The sequence below is a fragment of the Plantactinospora sp. B24E8 genome (assembly GCF_039871735.1).
Taxonomy (GTDB): domain Bacteria; phylum Actinomycetota; class Actinomycetes; order Mycobacteriales; family Micromonosporaceae; genus Plantactinospora.
Genome location: NZ_JBDPMH010000007.1, coordinates 263,555 through 281,309, shown reverse-complemented (window position 1 = coordinate 281,309; position 17,755 = coordinate 263,555). Strand labels below are relative to the sequence as shown.

The window sequence follows — 17,755 nt, the reverse complement described above, 5'->3', positions numbered from 1 at the left end:
TTTACCGCGAACAGTGGCAAATCGGTGCAGGCGAATGCCCGGATCCGTCGTCAGAACAGCGTCGTTACCCCGGGCTCTTCTGGTAACGCGGGCTGCCCGGGAATCGGCCGCAACGGCGGCACAGAGACCGGGGCGACAAGGTCGGGGCCGTCGTTGCGGACGTCGCCGACCGCCCGGCCCACCGGCCTGATCTCCAAGCCGGCCAGCCACTCCTCGGACGGCGGGGCGAGCAGCCGGTCCGGCTCGGCACCGTCGGCGAGCCACTCCGCCCACCGGTCCCGGGGCAGCAGCAGCGGCATCCGGTCGTGCACCGACGCCAGGTCGCCGAGCGCGGCGGTGGTCACGACACTGCAGGTGAGCATCGGGGTGCCGGTGCCCCGCCAGGCCGTCCAGAGGCCGGCGAAGGCGAGCACCGACCCGTCCCGGGGCGTCATGAAGTACGGCTGCCGGACACCGTCCCGGCGGACCCACTCGTACCAGCCGTCGGCCGGGACGAGGCACCGTCGCCGCGCGAACGACGGGGCGTACGCCCGGGTGGTGGCGACCGTCTCGGCCCGGGCGTTGATCATGCGGGCGCCGGCCCGGGTGTCGGTGGCCCAGGGCGGGAGCAGCCCCCAACGGGCCACCGAGAGCACCGAGGCGCCGGCCCGTTCCGAGACCCGGACGATCGGCACCGGGTCGGTGGGCGCGACGTTGTAGTCGGCCCGCAGCCGCTCACCGGTCTCGTCGAACGCCTCGAACATGGCGCTCAGCTCCGCCGCACCGCGGGTGGTCGCGTACCTGCCGCACATGGCGCCACGCTAGCGCCTCAGCGGCTCTCCGCGCGGTCCCGTCCACCGCCGTCGGCGGTCCGGGCCGGCCCGTCCCCGCGGTCGAACCGGTCGTTCCGTGCGAACCGACCGTCCCGGCAGGCGAGAGTCACCGAGCCGGGTGATCGTCCTGTCGGACGTACGGGGCAGACTGTGATCGTGTCGAACCTGACCGTGACCCGCCGGCACGGACCCTGGACCGCGCCGACCGCGACCGAACCGGTCGACGCGACCCTGCGGCTGCCCGGCAGCAAATCGCTGACCGCCCGGGCCCTGGTGCTCAGCGCGGTCGCCGACGGCCCGTCCACGCTGCGCCGCCCACTGCGCGCCCGGGACACCGAACTGATGGCCGGCGGGCTGCGCGCGATGGGCGCGCACGTCTCCGTCGTCGACGACGAACGGTGGCTGCTCCGGCCCCGCCCACTGCAGGGCCCGGCGCACGTCGACGTCGGCCTCTCCGGCACCGTCATGCGGTTCGTCCCGCCGATCGCCGGGCTGGCCGAGGGTCCGGTCACCGTCGACGGCGACCCGCAGGCCCGGGTCCGACCGCTCGGCCCGCTGGTCGGCGCGCTCCGCGCGATCGGGGTACGCGTCGACGCCGCCCCCGGCGGCGGACTGCCGCTCACCGTCTGGGGCACCGGGCGGGTGACCGGCGGCGAGGTGACCATCGACGCCTCCGCCTCCAGCCAGTTCGTCTCCGGACTGCTGCTCGGCGCGGCCCGGTTCGAGCACGGCATCGTGGTCCGGCACGAGGGTCCACCGGTCCCGTCCGCGCCCCACCTGCGGATGACCGTGCAGATGCTGCGGGCGGCCGGCGCCGCCGTCGACGACAGCGTGCCGAACGTCTGGACGGTGGAGCCGGGACGACTCTCCGGACACGCCTGGGACATCGAGCCGGACCTCTCCAGCGCGGTGCCGTTCTTCGCCGCCGCACTGGTCACCGGCGGGTCGGTGACCCTGCGGGGGTGGCCACGCAGCAGCCTGCAACCCGTCGACACGCTCCGTACGCTGCTGCAGCGGATGGGCGGTCAGCTGACCCTGGGCACCGACGGGCTCACCGTACGCGGCACCGGTGTGATCCACGGGCTGGACGCCGACCTCTCCGAGGTCAGCGAGTTCACCCCGGTGCTGGCCGCGCTCGCCGCGCTGGGCGACGCCCCGTCCCGGCTGCGCGGGGTGGCGCACATCCGGGGACACGAGACCGACCGGCTGACCGCGCTGGCCCGGGAACTCGCCGCGCTCGGCGCCGACGTCACCGAGTCGGCGGACGGGTTGGAGATCCGACCCCGGCCGCTGCGCGGCGGGACGTTCGGGACGTACGCCGACCACCGGATGGCACACGCCGCGGCGGTGCTCGGACTCGCCGTCCCCGACATCCGGTTGGACGACGTGTCCTGCACCTCCAAGACCATGCCGGAGTTCCCGGCACTATGGTCGACGATGGTGGCCGGCGGCGGACACCGGTAGCCGGCGACGGCGCGTCCCGTCCCGCCACCGGTCGCACGGACACCGAACGAGACAGGGGGCGGACGCTGGCGGGCAAACGACGCGAGTACGACGAGGACGACGTACGGGTCCGACCCGGTCGTTCGTCGCGTCCGCGTACCCGTACCCGGCCCCGCCACTCGGACGCGGTCGACGGGTTCGTGATCGCTGTCGACCGGGGGCGGTACACCTGTGTGGTCGAGGACGACCCGACGGTGACCGGTGCCGGCCCGGCCGACGGGGCCGGCACGGTTACCGCGATGCGGGCCCGTGAGCTGGGCCGCCGTTCGGTGGTGGTCGGCGACCGGGTCGCGCTGGTCGGCGACACCACCGGGGCGCCCGGGGCACTGGCCCGGATCGTCCGGATCGCCGACCGGCGGTCGGTGCTGCGGCGTACCGCCGACGACGACGAGACCACCGCCGAGGGGCGGCTGGAACGGGTCGTGGTGGCCAACGCCGACCAACTCGTGATCGTGAGTTCGCTTGCCGACCCGCCGCCGCGGACCGGCTTCATCGACCGCTGTCTGGTGGCCGCGTACGACGCCGGCATCGAGCCGCTGCTCTGCCTCACCAAGTCGGATCTCGCCACCCCGGACGGGGTGCTCGGCTACTACGCCGAACTGGACCTGCGGCACGTACTGGTCGGGCCGGACTCCGATCTCGGCGAGTTGCGCCGGCTGCTCGGCGGACGGGTCTCGGTGCTGGTCGGCCACTCCGGGGTGGGCAAGTCGACGCTGGTCAACCGGCTGGTCCCGGAGGCGGACCGGGCGGTCGGCACGGTCAGCGCGATCGGCCGGGGCCGGCACACCTCGACCAGTGCCGTCGCGCTGCGCCTGCCGCCGGTGCCGGAGGTCCGCGACCATCCGGGCTGGATCATCGACACCCCGGGGATCCGCAGCTTCGGTCTGGCCCACGTCTCGGCCGAAAGCCTGCTGCACGGCTTTCCCGACCTGGTCGAGGGGACCGTGGACTGCCCGCCGAACTGCGAGCACACCCCGGACGAGGCCGAATGTGCCCTGGACGCCTGGGTGGCGGCCGGCAACGCCGACCCGCGCCGGCTGGCGTCGTACCGCCGGTTGCTGGCCTCCCGGGCCGGCGAGACCGAGTGACGGCCGTTGCTGGCCCCCGGGCCGGCGAGACCGAGTGACGGCGGCGACGACTCAGCCGAGGAAGTCGAGCAGCGCCCGGGTGAGCGCCTCGGGGTTCTCCTCCGCGACGTGGTGGCCGGACTCGATCGGCGCGCCCCGGACGTCGTCCGCCCACCGCCGCCAGATGCGCAGCGGGTCACCGTACAGCTCGACCATGTCGTCCCGGGTGGACCACAGGAACAGCGTCGGGCAGGAGACGGTACGGCCGGCGCGGCGGTCCGCCTCCTCGTGTTCCCGGTCCACCCCGAGGCCGGCCCGGTAGTCCTCGAGCATCGCCCGGATCGTCGCCGGATCCCGGACGACCTCGCGGAACTCGGCGTGGTTTTCCGCGCCTATCAGCTCCGGTCGGCCCTCGTACCAGGCGTCCGGGTCGGCCAGGATCGCCTGTTCGGGCTTGTCCGGTTGGGCGTAGAAGAACCAGTGCCACCAGGCGGCGGCGAACCGGGCGTCGCACCGGGCCAGCGCCTCGCTGATCGGCACCCCGTCCAGCACCACCAGCCGGCGTACGACGTCCGGGTGGTCCAGCGCCATCCGCAGCGCCACGTAGCAGCCCCGGTCGTGGCCGACCACGACGAACGCCGGATGGCCCAGCGTGCGCATCAGACGTACGAGGTCCAGCGCCACCGTCCGCTTGGACTGTTGGCTGTGGTCGGGGCGCGGGACCGGCTTGCCGGACCGGCCGTAGCCCCGCATGTCCGGGCAGACGACGGTGAATCCGCGCGCCACCAGCCGGGGCGCGACCCGGTGCCAGGTGGCGCCGGTCCGTGGATGGCCGTGGACCAGCAGGACCGGCGGCCCGTCGCCGGCGTACCTGACCCGCAGCTCGACCTCACCCACGTCGATGCGCCGGTCCACAAAACCCTCGAACACGGGTTCCCGGTACCCGCCGCGCCGAGCGGGGTAAACCCGGCCCGGTCGGTCAGCGCGGCTCCTCCGAGGTCGGGTCGACGTCGACCGGGCCGCCGCTGCGCCAGTAGACGCCGTCCCGCCGGGTCAGCAGGTCCTCGTCGACCAGGTAGCGCCGCAGCGCGGCGTGGTCGTCGTGCCAGGCCCGCAGCAGCGTGTTCACCTCCGCCTCGGGATACCGCACCCCGGGCTCGAAAATCGTCACGAGATGCTCCAGCAGCAACCGCCGCTTGCCCCGGGCCGCCGGCAGCTGGCTGATCCGGCCGTCCCGGACGAAGGTCCGCAGCACCGCCGCCGTGGCCCGGTCCGGGTCCAACTCGGCGGGGTCCGGCGGCGCCGACGGACGGGCCCGGACCGCCGCCCGGAACGCGTCGACCACCGCGACCGTACGACCGTCCACCGTCTCGACCAGGCCGCCGGACTCCAGCCGGCGCAGCGCGGCGGCGACGGTACGCACCGGCAGCCCGGTCCGGGCGACGATCTCCGCCTGGTCGGCGGCGCCGAGCACCACCGCGGCGAAGGTGGCCAGCCGGTCCGGTTCGGCGAGCAGGCCGACCAGCAGATCGGAGGTGATCTCGGGTTTCTCGGCGTCAACGGTCACGGCGCCGGATGCTAACGCACCGGCTGGTCGGGATCGAGTAGGTTTCCGGACATGGCCCGGTACGCGGACGATCTATCCCTGGCGCACATGCTCGCCGACACCGCCGACTCGATCTCGATGGCCCGGTTCCGTGCCCTCGACCTGCACGTCGAGTCGAAGCCGGACCTGACCCCGGTCACCGACGCGGACACCGCCGTCGAGCGGGCTCTCCGGTCGACGCTGGCCCGGACCCGTCCCCGGGACGGGGTGCTCGGCGAGGAGTTCGGGGCGACCGCCCCGGCCGCCGGCTCCGGCAGCCGACAGTGGGTGATCGACCCGATCGACGGGACCAAGAACTTCGTCCGGGGGGTGCCGATCTGGGGCACCCTGATCGCGCTGATGGAAGGCGACCAGCCGGTCGTCGGACTGGTCTCCGCCCCGGCCCTGGGCCGGCGCTGGTGGGCGGCGACCGGGCTCGGCGCCTTCGCCGGCCGGCACCAGTCGGCGGCGACCCCGATCCGGGTCTCCGGGGTGGGCAGGCTGGCCGACGCCAGCTTCTGCTACTCGTCGCTGACCGGCTGGGAGGAGTCGGGCCGGCTCGACCCGGTGCTCGACATCATCCAGACCAGCTGGCGCAGCCGGGCGTACGGGGACTTCTACGGCTACATGCTGGTCGCCGAGGGCGCGGTCGATGTGATGGTCGAACCGGAGCTGTCGCTCTGGGACCTCGCCGCGTTGATCCCGATCGTCACCGAGGCCGGCGGCACCTTCACTGACCTGGCCGGACGCCCCGGACCGGCCGGCGGCAGCGCGGTGGCCAGCAACGGCAAGCTGCACCAGGATCTCCTCGACCGGCTCGGCTGGCCCACCGGGCGGTAACCCCGACCACCCTCTATCCTCGCCAGGTGTCCACCGGCTGGTGCTTCCTCGCCGCGATGATCATCGCCTACGGCCTCGCCAACCTGCTCCAGTCGGTGGCGGCGACCCGGACCACACTGCGCCGCACGTTCGACTACGGACTGCTGCTCCGGCTCGCCGGACAGCGCAGCTACCTGCTCGGGATCGGCTGCCAGGTCCTCGGCTTCGCCCTCGCCTTCCTGGCCCGCCGCGACCTGCCGCTGTTCCTGGTCCAGGCGAGTGTCGCGGCCGGGCTCGGGGTCACCGCCCTGCTCGGTGTCCTGGTCCTCAAGTGGCGACTGCCCGCCGCCGAGGTGCTGCTCCTGGTCCTGCTCCTGGTCGGGATCACCGCGCTGGTGCTGGCCGCCCGACCGGCCCCGTCCCGGCAGCTCGGTCCGGCCGCGGTGGTCGGGCTGGTCGTCGTACTCGTGCTGATCGGCGGGCTCGGCTTCTTCGCCGTACGCCTGCACGGCGCGCCCGGCTCGGTGGCACTCGGCGCGCTCGCCGGGTTGGCGTTCTCCGCCGCCGCGGTCGCCGCCCGGCCGCTCGCCTCGGTGCACTCCACCGACGCGTTCTTCGGCAACCCGCTGCTGTACCTGCTGATCACCCACTCGGTCGTCGGCCAACTCCTGCTCGGGCTGGCCATGCAGCGCGGCTCCACCACCGCCGCGGTCGCCGCGATGGACGCCGCCGGCGCGGTCCCGGCCGCGGTCGTCGGGCTGCTCCTGCTCGGCGACCGGATCTGGCCGGGCCGGGAGTGGCTGGCCGGCCTCGGTTTCCTGATCACCCTGGTCGCGGTGCTCGGCCTCACCCGGTACGCCGAACCGCAGCACCAGCACCCCGCCCTCCCCGGCCAGCGTAGGGAAGGGACCCTGCTCATCACTTTCGGCAGAGGACTTCCGGTACGGGAAGTACCCCGCCGGGGTGGTCAGCTGGCCGCCGGCTGGCGGCGGCTCACCACCCGCTCGTAGAGCCGCTCCAACGCACCGGCGGCCCGATCCCAGGTGTAGCTGCACCGGGCCCGGTCCACGGCCGCGTGCCCGTACGCGAACCGCTCCGCGTCGGCGGCGAGCAGCCGGCGCAGGGTGATGCCCAGCGTGCGTACGTCGCCGGGCTGGATCAGCCGGCCGGTCACCTCGTCGACCACGGTGTCCGCGATGCCGCCGCTGGCGTAGCCGACCACCGGCACCCCGCACGCCATCGCCTCCAACGGCACCCGCCCGGCGCAGGCGTACCGGGGGGTGCAGGCCACCAGGTCGGCCGAGCGGTACCAGGCGGGCATCTCGTCGTGCGGCACCGGGCCGACCAGCCGGATCTGGTCGGCGACCCCGCTCTGCTCGGCGACCTCCCGCAGCCGGCGGGCCTCGGCGTGGTTGTTGAGCGTGCCGCCGGGCGGACCTCCGGCGATCACCAGTTCGGCGTCCCCGACCAGCCGCAGCGCCCGGATCAGGTCCTCCTGCCCGTGTCCGGGGTTCAGGCCGCCGGCGGCGAGGATCCGGGGACGGGCGTCCCTGGGCGCCGCCTCGCCCTCCGGGGTGAACAGGTCGGTGTCGACCCCGGTCGGCACCACGACCACCGAGGCGCGTTGCAGCCCCATCCGGGTCAGTTCGTCGACCTCGTCGCTGGACTGGGCCACCGCCATGTCCACCGCCCGGGTCAGGGCGAGTTCCAGCGGGATCCGCTCGCCCGGGCCGGCGTACGCCCGGCCGAGGGTGCGCGACTGTTCGACGGCGAGGGAGTGGAAGGTCTGCACGACCGGGATCACCGTCTCCCGTACGGCGCTGGCCGCCGCGAGTCCGCCGATCCAGAAATGGCCGTGCACCACCTCGGGGGTCCAGTCCGCCGCCCACCGCCCGGTCAGCCAGCGGCCGAGTTCGGGCACGTGCGGCACGAGTTCACCGGCGGCGGTACGACGTGCGGGGCCCACGGGCACCCGTTCCACCCGATATCCGGCGATCTCGCTCGTCGGCGGCAGATCCGGGTCGTCGAGGCGTTCGTAGACCCGTACCTCGTGACCCCGTCCGGCGAGTTCGGCGGCGATCCGGGCGACGTGCTGGTGGGTGCCCGCGTGCCGGTTGCGGACCTCCTGCGGCGGGCCGGCGTGTGCGCAGACGAGGCCGACGCGCATGGGTCACCTCCAACGTGGGCTACGGGCAACGGCCGTTCGATCAGAGGCTCCCATTAACCACGCCGGACCGAGCGGAAACCTGGCAAGTCCGGCGCTCGCCAGCAAGTCCGACACCGGGCAGGTCCGGCGATCCGCCGACGATGCCGCCCAGCCCCGCCGTCGGCGAGTTGGACGGCGGGTCCGATAGGCCCCGGGGCGGACCGGGCGGGTTATCCGGTGGCGCATTGGGTAGTGATCAGTCATGCGCGAGCGTGACAGCGAGTTCCCGAAGCCGGTCTCCGATCCCGAGGCGGAGGGCCTCCCCGACACCGCCGACGACGACTCGACGGCCGGCGACGACGTCCGGTCCGGGCGTGAGGCGGACGGTCCGGACCCGGCCCAGTTGCCCGCCGACCGACCGCTCGCCGTCGACGGGTTCGGCACCACCGCCGAGGAGCAGCTCGACGGCGAGTCACTCGACTACAAGATCGCGCGAGAGCAGCCCGAACGGGCGGTCGACGATCCCCTCGCCGGCCCGGTGGACCCGGGGATCGCGGCCGAGGCGGACAGCGAGGAGGCCGCCGCCGAGGCACAACTCGACGCGGACGTGCTGGACGACGGACCCACCTCGGATCCCCGGTCAGCGGTGTCGCTCTACGACCACGGCAAGCTGGGCGACGCGCCGGGCGCCGGGCCGGTCGGCCGGCTGGTCGAGCCGGACCAGGGGGCACGTTACGACGACGAGACCGACTCGATCGCGTACGACGCCGGGGCGGCCGGCGGCGGGGCGAGCGCCGAGGAACTCGCGGTCAACGAGACCGACCCGCCGCCGTCGTCGTCCGCGCTGTAGCCGGCGCCGTCGACTGTCGAAGCCGGTCGGCGTGACCGGGTTCCGCCGGTCAGCTGTCGAGGCCCTGCTCGATCGCGTACCGGGTGAGTTCCACCCGGTTGTGCATCTGCAGCTTGCCCAGGGTGTTCTGGACGTGGTTCTGCACCGTGCGGTGCGAGAGCCCGAGCCGGGTGGCGATCTGCCGGTACGACATCCCCTTGGCGACCAGCCGCAGCACCTCGGTCTCCCGTTCGGTGAGCTGGGGCAGGTTTGCGTCGCTCGCCGGCTGCGGGGCGACCGCGAGTCGCCGGTACTCGCCGAGCACCAGCCCGGCCAGGCCCGGGGTGAAGACGGCGTCACCGGCGGCGGTGCCGCGTACCGCCGCCAGGAACTCGGCCGGGGCCGCGGACTTGAGCAGGTAGCCGGTGGCGCCGGCCTTGACCGCGTCCAGCACACTCTGCTGCTCGCCACTGGCCGACAGCATCAGCACCCGGACCTCCGGCAGTTCGGCCAGCAGGCCACGGATCACCTCCACACCGGAGATGTCGGGCAGTTGGAGGTCGAGGACCACCACGTCGGGCCGGGTGGCCCGGGCGACCCGGATGGCCTGACGTCCCTCGCCGGTGGTGGCGACCACGACGTACCCGGCCTCGGTCAGGTCGCGGGCCACTCCTTCTCTCCACATCGGGTGGTCGTCGACCACCATCACCCGGATCGTCGGCTCGTCGGTCACCGCCGCAGCGTAGTCCGGTACGCCCAACGGGTGCGACCGTCCGCTCAGGACGTCGGCGGGCGCCGTCCACGGGGAACCCGTAGTTCGATCTCGGTCCCCTCCCCCGGTGCGGTGACGATCCGTACCGTCCCGCCGACGTCGATGATCCGCCCCTGGATGGACTGCACGACGCCGAGCCGGCCCTCGCCGGCCGCCTCGCCGAGCCGGCCTGCCGGGATGCCGGGCCCGTCGTCGCGGACCGAGACGGTCACCTCGGCGGCGTCGTCCTCCACCAGCACCCAGGCCCGGCCGCCGCCGTGCCGGGCCACGTTGTCCAGGGCCGCGCCCACCGCCGCCGCCACCTCGCCGGCCAGGTCCGCCGGCATCAGCACCGGCGTCGCCGGGGTGGCGAGGGAGACCGTGGGTGTGGCGTGGCCGCCGAGCAGTGCCCGGAGGTCGACCTCCCGCCGGTCCAGGTCGTCGGGGGGCCGGGTCGCGATCAGGGTACGCAGCGCCGCCTCCTGTTCACCCGCCAGCCGGGCCAGTTCGCCGGCCTCCCCGTCGAGGTGTGCGCCCCGGCGCTGGACCAGGGCCAGCACCTGCAGCACCGAGTCGTGGATGCCCCGGGCGAGCCGTTCCCGTTCCCGGGTCGCGGCCTCCAGTTCGACGGCCTGCTGCAGTCGTTCCTCGGCGATCACCGCCAGCCGGGCGAAGTGCCCGACCGCGATCCCGGCGAGCAGCATCAGGGCGGCACCGGTCAGCGACGCCTGGGTCAGCCGTTCCCGGGCCGCCAGGTCGGTGGCGCCGAGCACCAGGGCGGCGGCGACCCCACGTCGACGGCCTCCGGAGACCGCCCAGGTGAGCACCGGTCCGGCCAGCCAGGCGACGCTCGGCGGCGGGATCCCGGAGGCCAGCGCCTCCCGACCCACCACCTGCGGGGCGGTCAGGACCACCGTCAGTGCCGCCGCCAGGTCGGCCAGCAGCAGGGGCCAGCGCCGCCAGGCCGGGTTGGCGTAGGCGTAGGCGCTGAACAGCGTCCAGCCGGCCATGCCCAGCAGCAACACCCCACCGGTGACCGGGTGCGCGTACCCGGTCAGGTTGCGGACGGCGAGCACGGCGACGTACGCCAGGGCGGCGAACCGGTAGACGGCGATGGAGCGCCACAGCGGCCCCTGCAGGTTGCCGGGCGTCGGGCCCCGTCCCGCCGGCCGGACCGCCGGACCAGCCGGCGCGGTCCGGGCAGCCGGCCGGACCGCCGGACCAGCCGGCGCGGTCGGGGCAGCCGCCGGTTCGGGCTGCACCGCCCCGTCCCGCCCGTCGATCGACCACTCCGACACGCCCAGACGATCCCACAACGGGCGACTCCCGACGACCCCGCGCCCGCCGGCATCCGGTGGAACCGGGTGAGCGCATGCGGGTGCACCGGGCCTGACGTAAGGTGGGAAATCGGCGGAAGGCCTGACGACCAGCGGCGGGATGGTTGATGAAAGACTCGGACCCCCTCTCTCCCGCCGGCTCCGCCCCCGCCCGTGCGGGCACGCTGCTCCTCCGGACCTTCGACCGGGCTCAGGTCACGGAGCTGCGGCACAGCGTCGCCGACCACGCCGAGGCGGTCGGGCTCGACGGCGAACGCCTGGCCGACTTCGTACTCGCGGTCAACGAACTGATCACCAACGCCGTCCGGCACGGCGGCGGGCAGGGCGGGTTGCGGCTCTGGTTCGCCGACGGTGTCCTGCACTGCGCCGTCTCCGACACGGGCGCGGGCATCGCCGCCGACCTGCTGGACGAGCGGGGACGACCCGAGCCGGACGCGGCCGGCGGCTGGGGTCTGTGGCTGGCCCGCCAGCTCAGCGACGAGATGCTGGTGCGCAGTGGGACGGACGGCACCACGGTACGGATCAGCGCCCGGGTCGGCGCCGGCCAGCCGGAGGTCAACCTCGAACGGCCGGAAGAGGTGACCGGGGCGGGTTGACCCGCCGCCGGCGGCGGCACGGGCTCCGGACACCTGGACGGGTGACGTGGCCCACGCCGCCGGGTACGGTGCTGCGGGTGACCGATCACCCCGTTGCCGACCGGTACGTCGCCGCGATCGATCAGGGCACCACCTCCTCCCGGTGCATCGTCTTCGACGCGGACGGCGGCATCGTCGCCGTGGCCCAGCGCGAACACCGGCAGATCTTTCCCCGCCCCGGCTGGGTCGAACACGACGCCGAGGAGATCTGGACAAACGTCGAGCAGGTCGTCCGGGACGCCCTCGCCGGCGCGTCGATCGACGCCGACCGGCTGGCCGCGATCGGCATCACCAACCAGCGGGAGACCACGGTCGTCTGGGACCGGGCGACCGGCCGGCCGGTGCACCACGCCATCGTCTGGCAGGACACCCGGACCGGTCCGCTGCTGCGCCGCCTCGACGCCGAGTACGGCGAACAGCGTTTCCGGGACCGCACCGGGCTGCCGTTGGCGACGTACTTCGCCGGGCCGAAACTGCGCTGGCTGCTGGAGAACGTCGACGGGCTGCGGGACCCGGCCGAGCGGGGCGAGGTCCTGTTCGGCACCATGGACAGCTGGCTGATCTGGAAACTCACCGGTCGGCACGTCACCGACGTGACCAACGCCAGCCGGACCCTGCTGATGAACCTGCGCACCCTGGACTGGGATCCGGAACTGCTCGACGCGCTCGGTATCCCGGCACCGATGCTGCCGGAGATCCGCTCCTCGTCGGAGGTGTACGGCACCGCCACCGGCGCGCTCGCCGGGGTGCCGGTGGCCAGCGCCCTCGGCGACCAGCAGGCCGCGCTGTTCGGGCAGACCTGCTTCCACCCCGGCGAGGCCAAGTGCACGTACGGCACCGGCAGTTTCCTGCTGCTCAACACCGGGGAGAGTCCGGTGACGTCCCGGCACGGGCTGCTGACCACGGTCGGCTACCGGATCGGGGACGAGCCGGCCACGTACGCCCTGGAGGGGGCGATCGCGGTGACCGGGTCGCTGGTGCAGTGGCTCCGGGACAACCTCGGGCTGATCTCCAGCGCGCCGGAGGTCGAGGAACTGGCCCGGACCGTCGAGGACAACGGCGGCTGTTACGTCGTACCGGCGTTCTCCGGGCTCTTCGCGCCGCACTGGCGCAGCGACGCCCGTGGGGTGATCGCCGGCCTGACCGGGTACGTCACGAAGGGGCACCTGGCCCGGGCGGTGCTGGAGGCGAGCGCCTGGCAGACCCGTGAGGTGGTCGACGCGATGAACGCCGACTCTGACGTGGCGCTGCGCCGGCTCCGGGTCGACGGCGGGATGACCGCGAACGGGCTGCTGATGCAGTTCCTCGCCGACGTGCTCGACGTACCGGTGGTCCGGCCGGCGGTCAGCGAGACGACCTGCCTCGGCGCGGCGTACGCGGCCGGTCTGGCGGTCGGTTTCTGGCCGGACCTGGAGACGCTGCGTACGCAGTGGCGCGCCGACGCGCAGTGGGACCCGGCGATGGACCCGGCACACCGCGACCGCGAGCTGCGCAACTGGCGCAAGGCGGTGGCCCGCACCCTGGACTGGGTAGAGGAGGAGTGACCGCCGACGTGGAGGTCGGACCGCCGGCCGAGGAGATCTCCCGGATCGCCGCCGCGCTCGACAGCACCGTGCTGGCGGCCCGCACCCTGGCCGGCGGCTACTCGCATCAGACCTGTCTGCTCACCCTGGCCGACGGTGCCGTCGTGGCCCGGTTCGGCGGCGCGGACCCGGCCGTCGAGGCGGCGGTGATGGACGCCGCGCGTCGGCACGTTCCGGTGCCGGAGGTGCTGCTCGTGCTGCCGGCCGGTGCCGGGGAGCAGAGCCGTCCGGCGATGGTCATCGAGTACGTGGCCGGCACACCGCTGAGTGAGGTGCTCGCCTCGGACGGGTTCGGTTCGGCGGCCATGGCCGAACTCGGTGCCGAGGTGGGACGGGTCGTCGCCGGTATCGGTGCGGTGACGTACGACCGCCCCGGCTTCTTCGCCGACGACCGGCTCACCGTCCGGGAGGAACAGCCGTGGTCGGCGCAGCTGCCGGAGGTCGCCGCCGCCTGCATGGCCAACACTCCCGACGTACGGCTGGACCCGGCCACCCGGGCCGGTTGGCTCGACCTCTGCCGGGCGTACGCCCCGGCGCTGGTCGCTGTCGACGGGTGGAGCCGACTGGTGCACGCCGACGTGAATCCGAAGAACATCCTGGTCAGCCGGACCGGTGGCGGGTGGCGGGTGGACGCCGTACTGGACTGGGAGTTCGCCTACTCCGGTTGTCCGTACGGCGACGCGGCGAACATGGTCCGGTTCGGTGCCGACGACCCCGCCCGCTACGTCGTCGGGTTCCGGCGCGGCTTCGCCGAGCACCAGCCGGACGACCTGCCGCTTGTCGAACAGTGGGCCCGGCTGGGCCGGATCCTGGACATGTTCGCGCTCAGCGACCTCGTCACCCGCCCGTTCGGGAACCCGGTCGCGGACCGGGCGGCGGAGGTCATCCGCGACTGGGTGGCGGACGGCGTACCCCGGTCCTGACCGCTGCCGGTGTCGCGCGAGCGGCGTCGAGTGCGGCGACCCGGCGTGCCCCTGCGGTACGCCGGTAGCTGGCGTCCAGCAGCTCGGCGACCTCGTCCCAGTCCGGGTCGTCGGTCAGGTCCACACCGACCCAGCCGGCAACGCCCAGGTACATCGGCAGGTAGCCGTGTTCCTCGGTGAGCAGCGCCGCCCGTTCGTCGGGGTCGACCAGGACAACCAGCGACTGGTCGTGCCGCTGGTGGCCGCCGTCGACCTTCTCCGAACCCCCGTAGTAGGCGAAGACCTTGGTGGTGAAGAAGGCCGGGCGGCCGTGGGAGACCTTCTCGGCCGCGTCCGGGAAGGTCAGTGCGATCGCCCGCAGCCGGTGCAGGTACGGGTCCGCCTCGTCGAACATGATCGGGTGTCCCATGGCGGAAGCTAAGCACACGACCGCCTTCTTGCGATGCCGTGCTCCTGATCGACTACGGCGTAGGGTATCGACGTGGACAGCGCCGAGCGGTGGAACTGCGCCTACTGCTGGAGGTCGGTGAACCCGGCGGAATCCGGGGAAGGCTTGTTCGTCGACGTCCACAACGGTGGGACCGAGGGCCAGACCATGGCAGCGCACCGGACGTGCTTCGTGGAGCATCTGAACCGGAAGATGACCCTGGGACCGCTCCTCGAGGATCCGGACCCCCACGAGTCTCAGCTACCGCCATCCGGCCGGGTCTGAAACCAGAGCACCGTCGTTGCGGCGAAGACCAGCAGTACGAAGAACGCGCAGGGACACAGCAGGATCCAGGCCGTTCCTTCCATGGCACGCAGCCTAGGTTCGTCGCAGAGATCCCGGGACGGAGCCGGTCGGCACCGCCGGCAGGTTCAGTGCGAACTGCCAACGGCGTCCCTTTGGGTGCCTGCGACAAAGGCCGCCCACGGTCCGGCGGCGAACACCAGGACCGGGCCGTCGGGGTCCTTGGAGTCGCGTACCGCCACCGCGCTCGGCAACTCCGCCACCTCCACACAGTTGGCGTCCGAGCCGCTACGGCTCGACTTGCGCCACACCAGGTCAGCGAGAACCTGCCTAACCATCCTGCCCTCACACCCGCTCATGCTCGTCAGCGACTCTCGCGATGAACTCGATCGATTCTGCCGGAGAGAGCGCCAGCCCCGCCAGGGCTTCCGCCGTCCGCCGGAAGGTGGCCACGTCCGCCGGTTCTTCCAGGAACAGGGATGCAAGCTTGTGCTCCAGGTGGACCACCGACTTGTGCCGAGGGAAGTCGATAATGCTGAAACCCCCGTCGAGCCCGGTATGTCCGCCGACAGCCAGCGGTACAACCTGGATCTTCAGACGCGGACGTCTTGCCATCTCCAGCAGGTGGCGCAGTTGCCGGGCCATCACCGCCGGACCGCCGAGCGCCCGGCGCAGTACGCCCTCGTCGAGGACAGCGTGGATCTCAGGAGATTCGTCGCGGGTCAAGACGGCCTGCCGACCAAGCCGAGCGGCGACCCGGAACTGGGCGTCAGGATCCGGCACACCACACGCTTTCATCAGCGCTCGCGTGTAGTCGGCCGTCTGAAGGAGCCCGGGAACGAGCAGCGGTTCGAAGCCGAAGATGGCGCTCGCCTCCGTCTCGAACGAGGACAGTCGGGAAAGGGGCACCTTCTTGTCCGCCCCTTCCACTAGCCTGACGCGCCGTGAGTCTCTTCGACAAATTCAGCGGCTGGCAGTCGAAGTTCTTCCTCTGGGTCGGACTTCCGGTCATCGCCGCCATCGGCTTCACCTTCGGCCTTTCCGACCTGGTCCCGTCCTGGCAGGCGAATGCCGGCGGCGGTACCGAGGGCACCTTCACCGCCGTCCGCGAGGACTGCGGCCGGCGCAGCTGCACCTGGTACGGCAACTGGGTCGCCGCCGAGGGCGGCGAGCAGCGCACCGACGTCATCCTCTACGACGACCCTGACGGGATGACCGCCGGACAGCAGGTGGCGGCCCGGGACACCGGCGCCCGCAACGGCGTCTTCTCCAACGAGGGCGGCTACACCTGGCTGCTCGTCACCGCGTTCGTGGTGGGTGGCGTCGCGGCTGCGGTGTTCTGGATCCTCGCCCTGGCACGGGCGATCCGCCGCCGACGTACTCCCGTTCCCGCCGCCGCCTGACCCCCGACCCGCCCACCGGTTGGCCGCCTCGACGTCGAGGCGGCCAACCCGTCCTGACCGGCCATCCCGGCCCGCCACCAGGTCATCGCTGCCCGGTCACCGCCGTCGGTTCCGCCGGCCGCGGCCTGACGCGTACGCCGGTCAGTCAGCCGAAGTTCACCGGAGCCTGCAGCCGGACGGCGGCGTTGACCCGGTTGAACATGTTGCTGACCGCGATCCAGAGCACCAGCGCGGCAAGCTCCTTATCGTTGTAGTGCTTGGCCGCGTCCGCCCAGATCTCGTCGGAGACCGCCTCCGGCCGGTCGGCGATCCGGGTGACCGCCTCGGTGAGCGCCAGGGCCGCGCGTTCGGCGTCGGTGAAGTACGGCGTCTCCCGCCAGGCCGCCACGGCGAACAGCCGATCGTCAGTCTCGCCGCTCTGCCTGGCCTTGCGCGCGCCCATGTCCAGGCAGACGCTGCAGCCGTTGATCTGGCTGGCCCGCATGTGCACCAGCTCCAGGGTCGGCGCCGGAACCCCGGCAGAGTGGGTCGTCTTGTAGATGGTGTTGATCGCCGGCAGGACCTCCGGGAGCAGGGTCGCCGGGTTGTCGAGACGTGCCTGCATGGGTCTCTCCTTGCCACTCTCCACCGGTGTGGTGTCACATCGGTGTGGTCTGGTCCGTCGGCATGTCGACGGACCCCGACCGACCGATGTGACACATGTGGCGGAAGCCACAAAACGACACAGAACATGCGAGGAGCGGACCGTGAGCGGGAACGACGTACTGGTCGAGCACTTCGAACGGAACCGGCCCCGACTGCGGGCGGTGGCGTACCGGATGCTCGGCTCGCTCACCGAGGCCGACGACGCGGTCCAGGAAACCTGGCTCCGGCTCAACCGGACCGACGCGGACGCGGTCGACAACCTCGACGCCTGGCTGACCACGGTCGTCGGCCGGATCTGCCTGGACATGCTGCGGTCCCGTACCTCCCGCCGGGAGGAGTCGATCCACGACCGGCCGGTCGAGCCGGCCACCAGCGGCGGACCGACCGATCCGGAACAGGAGGCGCTGCTCGCCGACGCGGTCGGGCTGGCCCTGCTCGTCGTCCTGGAGACCCTGACCCCCGCCGAACGGCTCGCATTTGTCCTGCACGACATGTTCGCCGTCTCGTTCGACGAGATCGCGCCGATCGTCGGCCGGACTCCGACGGCCGCCCGCCAGCTCGCCAGCCGGGCCCGACGTCGGGTACGGGCCGACGCGGCGACCCCGGACACCGACCTGTCCCGACAGCGGGAGATCGTCGAGGCGTTCCTGGCCGCCGCCCGGGCCGGGGAGTTCGCCGCCCTGCTGACCCTGCTCGACCCCGACGTCGTGGTCCGCGCCGACGAGGCGGCGGCCCGACTCGGCGCGGGTGCCGAGGTACGGGGCGCCGAGCGGGTCGCCGCCCTCGTCAACGGCGGGGCCAAGGCCGCGGTTCCCGCGTACGTCGACGGGGCCGCCGGGGTGGTGGTCCGGACGCCGTCCGGCAAGCTCTTCCTGGCGCTCAGCTTCACGATCGTCGGCGGGCGGATCGCCGCGATCGACGTGGTCGCCGACCCCGACGAGCTCCAGAACCTCGACCTGGAGATCTTCGACTCCTGACTCCGGCCCG

At 73.0% G+C, this 17,755-nt stretch carries 20 protein-coding genes; 10 read left to right on the top strand and 10 right to left on the bottom strand.

Annotated elements, in window-relative coordinates:
- Positions 1-50 precede the first annotated feature (50 nt).
- A complete protein-coding gene (locus ABGB21_RS14490) occupies positions 51-791 on the bottom strand; it encodes an SOS response-associated peptidase (RefSeq protein ID WP_347678137.1) in 741 nt (246 codons plus the stop codon).
- Between the two features lie 177 nt (positions 792-968).
- Between ABGB21_RS14490 and aroA the strand changes: the two genes are divergently transcribed.
- Together aroA and rsgA are read left to right on the top strand one after the other, a co-directional pair.
- The gene (gene aroA, locus ABGB21_RS14485; RefSeq protein WP_347678135.1) at positions 969-2,276 is read left to right on the top strand and encodes a 3-phosphoshikimate 1-carboxyvinyltransferase; all 1,308 of its coding nucleotides are present in this window, start codon (positions 969-971) and stop codon (positions 2,274-2,276) included.
- Between the two features lie 65 nt (positions 2,277-2,341).
- Positions 2,342-3,403, top strand: a complete 1,062-nt coding sequence (rsgA, locus tag ABGB21_RS14480; RefSeq protein WP_347678169.1) for a ribosome small subunit-dependent GTPase A — start codon at positions 2,342-2,344, stop codon at positions 3,401-3,403.
- A 51-nt stretch (positions 3,404-3,454) separates the two neighbouring features.
- On the opposite strand, the gene ABGB21_RS14475 is transcribed toward rsgA, so the two are convergent.
- Together ABGB21_RS14475 and ABGB21_RS14470 are read right to left on the bottom strand one after the other, a co-directional pair.
- The gene (locus ABGB21_RS14475; protein ID WP_347678133.1) at positions 3,455-4,312 is read right to left on the bottom strand and encodes an alpha/beta hydrolase; all 858 of its coding nucleotides are present in this window, start codon (positions 4,310-4,312) and stop codon (positions 3,455-3,457) included.
- Between the two features lie 49 nt (positions 4,313-4,361).
- Positions 4,362-4,949: a DUF2087 domain-containing protein gene (locus ABGB21_RS14470; protein ID WP_347678131.1), complete on the bottom strand. Its 588-nt coding sequence runs from the start codon at positions 4,947-4,949 to the stop codon at positions 4,362-4,364.
- A gap of 51 nt (positions 4,950-5,000) precedes the next feature.
- Here ABGB21_RS14470 and hisN point away from each other — a divergent pair, with 51 nt between their 5' ends.
- A complete protein-coding gene (gene hisN / locus ABGB21_RS14465) occupies positions 5,001-5,807 on the top strand; it encodes a histidinol-phosphatase (RefSeq protein WP_347678129.1) in 807 nt (268 codons plus the stop codon).
- A 56-nt stretch (positions 5,808-5,863) separates the two neighbouring features.
- Positions 5,864-6,796, top strand: coding sequence for a hypothetical protein (locus ABGB21_RS14460; RefSeq protein ID WP_347653584.1), 933 nt, complete (start codon positions 5,864-5,866; stop codon positions 6,794-6,796).
- Here ABGB21_RS14460 and ABGB21_RS14455 read toward each other — a convergent pair.
- A complete protein-coding gene (locus ABGB21_RS14455; protein WP_347678127.1) occupies positions 6,754-7,953 on the bottom strand; it encodes a glycosyltransferase in 1,200 nt (399 codons plus the stop codon). The genes ABGB21_RS14460 and ABGB21_RS14455 overlap by 43 nt on opposite strands.
- Positions 7,954-8,194: 241 nt before the next feature.
- Here ABGB21_RS14455 and ABGB21_RS14450 point away from each other — a divergent pair, with 241 nt between their 5' ends.
- Positions 8,195-8,782, top strand: coding sequence for a DUF5709 domain-containing protein (locus ABGB21_RS14450; RefSeq protein ID WP_347653449.1), 588 nt, complete (start codon positions 8,195-8,197; stop codon positions 8,780-8,782).
- Between the two features lie 49 nt (positions 8,783-8,831).
- Here ABGB21_RS14450 and ABGB21_RS14445 read toward each other — a convergent pair whose 3' ends face one another.
- Together ABGB21_RS14445 and ABGB21_RS14440 are read right to left on the bottom strand one after the other, a co-directional pair.
- Positions 8,832-9,467 carry a response regulator transcription factor gene (locus ABGB21_RS14445; protein WP_347653583.1) on the bottom strand — a complete coding sequence of 212 codons (636 nt, stop codon included), beginning with the start codon at positions 9,465-9,467 and terminating at the stop codon, positions 8,832-8,834.
- A 71-nt stretch (positions 9,468-9,538) separates the two neighbouring features.
- Complete coding sequence (locus ABGB21_RS14440; RefSeq protein WP_347653448.1) at positions 9,539-10,810, bottom strand: DUF5931 domain-containing protein; 1,272 nt, start codon at positions 10,808-10,810, stop codon at positions 9,539-9,541.
- Between the two features lie 146 nt (positions 10,811-10,956).
- On the opposite strand from ABGB21_RS14440, the gene ABGB21_RS14435 reads away from it, so the two are divergent.
- From ABGB21_RS14435 to ABGB21_RS14425, 3 genes are all read left to right on the top strand, one after another.
- Positions 10,957-11,445 carry an ATP-binding protein gene (locus tag ABGB21_RS14435; protein ID WP_347653447.1) on the top strand — a complete coding sequence of 163 codons (489 nt, stop codon included), beginning with the start codon at positions 10,957-10,959 and terminating at the stop codon, positions 11,443-11,445.
- A 77-nt stretch (positions 11,446-11,522) separates the two neighbouring features.
- Complete coding sequence (gene glpK, locus ABGB21_RS14430; protein ID WP_347653446.1) at positions 11,523-13,028, top strand: glycerol kinase GlpK; 1,506 nt, start codon at positions 11,523-11,525, stop codon at positions 13,026-13,028.
- Positions 13,025-13,990 (top strand): phosphotransferase, encoded by a 966-nt coding sequence (locus ABGB21_RS14425; protein WP_347678125.1) that lies wholly within the window; start codon positions 13,025-13,027, stop codon positions 13,988-13,990. The genes glpK and ABGB21_RS14425 overlap by 4 nt, the downstream gene beginning before the upstream one ends.
- Here the strand turns inward: ABGB21_RS14425 and ABGB21_RS14420 are convergent.
- The 3 genes from ABGB21_RS14420 to ABGB21_RS14410 form a co-directional block, all read right to left on the bottom strand.
- On the bottom strand, positions 13,950-14,399 hold the full coding sequence (locus tag ABGB21_RS14420; RefSeq protein ID WP_347653444.1) for an MmcQ/YjbR family DNA-binding protein: 450 nt from the start codon (positions 14,397-14,399) through the stop codon (positions 13,950-13,952). The genes ABGB21_RS14425 and ABGB21_RS14420 overlap by 41 nt on opposite strands.
- 449 nt (positions 14,400-14,848) lie before the next feature.
- Positions 14,849-15,058 carry a DUF397 domain-containing protein gene (locus ABGB21_RS14415; RefSeq protein ID WP_347653443.1) on the bottom strand — a complete coding sequence of 70 codons (210 nt, stop codon included), beginning with the start codon at positions 15,056-15,058 and terminating at the stop codon, positions 14,849-14,851.
- A gap of 7 nt (positions 15,059-15,065) precedes the next feature.
- Positions 15,066-15,650 carry a DUF5753 domain-containing protein gene (locus ABGB21_RS14410; protein ID WP_347653442.1) on the bottom strand — a complete coding sequence of 195 codons (585 nt, stop codon included), beginning with the start codon at positions 15,648-15,650 and terminating at the stop codon, positions 15,066-15,068.
- A 14-nt stretch (positions 15,651-15,664) separates the two neighbouring features.
- On the opposite strand from ABGB21_RS14410, the gene ABGB21_RS14405 reads away from it, so the two are divergent.
- Complete coding sequence (locus tag ABGB21_RS14405; RefSeq protein ID WP_347678123.1) at positions 15,665-16,123, top strand: hypothetical protein; 459 nt, start codon at positions 15,665-15,667, stop codon at positions 16,121-16,123.
- 145 nt (positions 16,124-16,268) lie between these two features.
- On the opposite strand, the gene ABGB21_RS14400 is transcribed toward ABGB21_RS14405, so the two are convergent.
- Entirely contained in the window at positions 16,269-16,727 is a 459-nt protein-coding gene (locus ABGB21_RS14400) for a carboxymuconolactone decarboxylase family protein (protein WP_347653440.1), read from the bottom strand.
- A 142-nt stretch (positions 16,728-16,869) separates the two neighbouring features.
- On the opposite strand from ABGB21_RS14400, the gene ABGB21_RS14395 reads away from it, so the two are divergent.
- Positions 16,870-17,745 carry a sigma-70 family RNA polymerase sigma factor gene (locus tag ABGB21_RS14395; protein WP_347653439.1) on the top strand — a complete coding sequence of 292 codons (876 nt, stop codon included), beginning with the start codon at positions 16,870-16,872 and terminating at the stop codon, positions 17,743-17,745.
- The last annotated feature ends 10 nt before the right edge of the window (positions 17,746-17,755 follow it).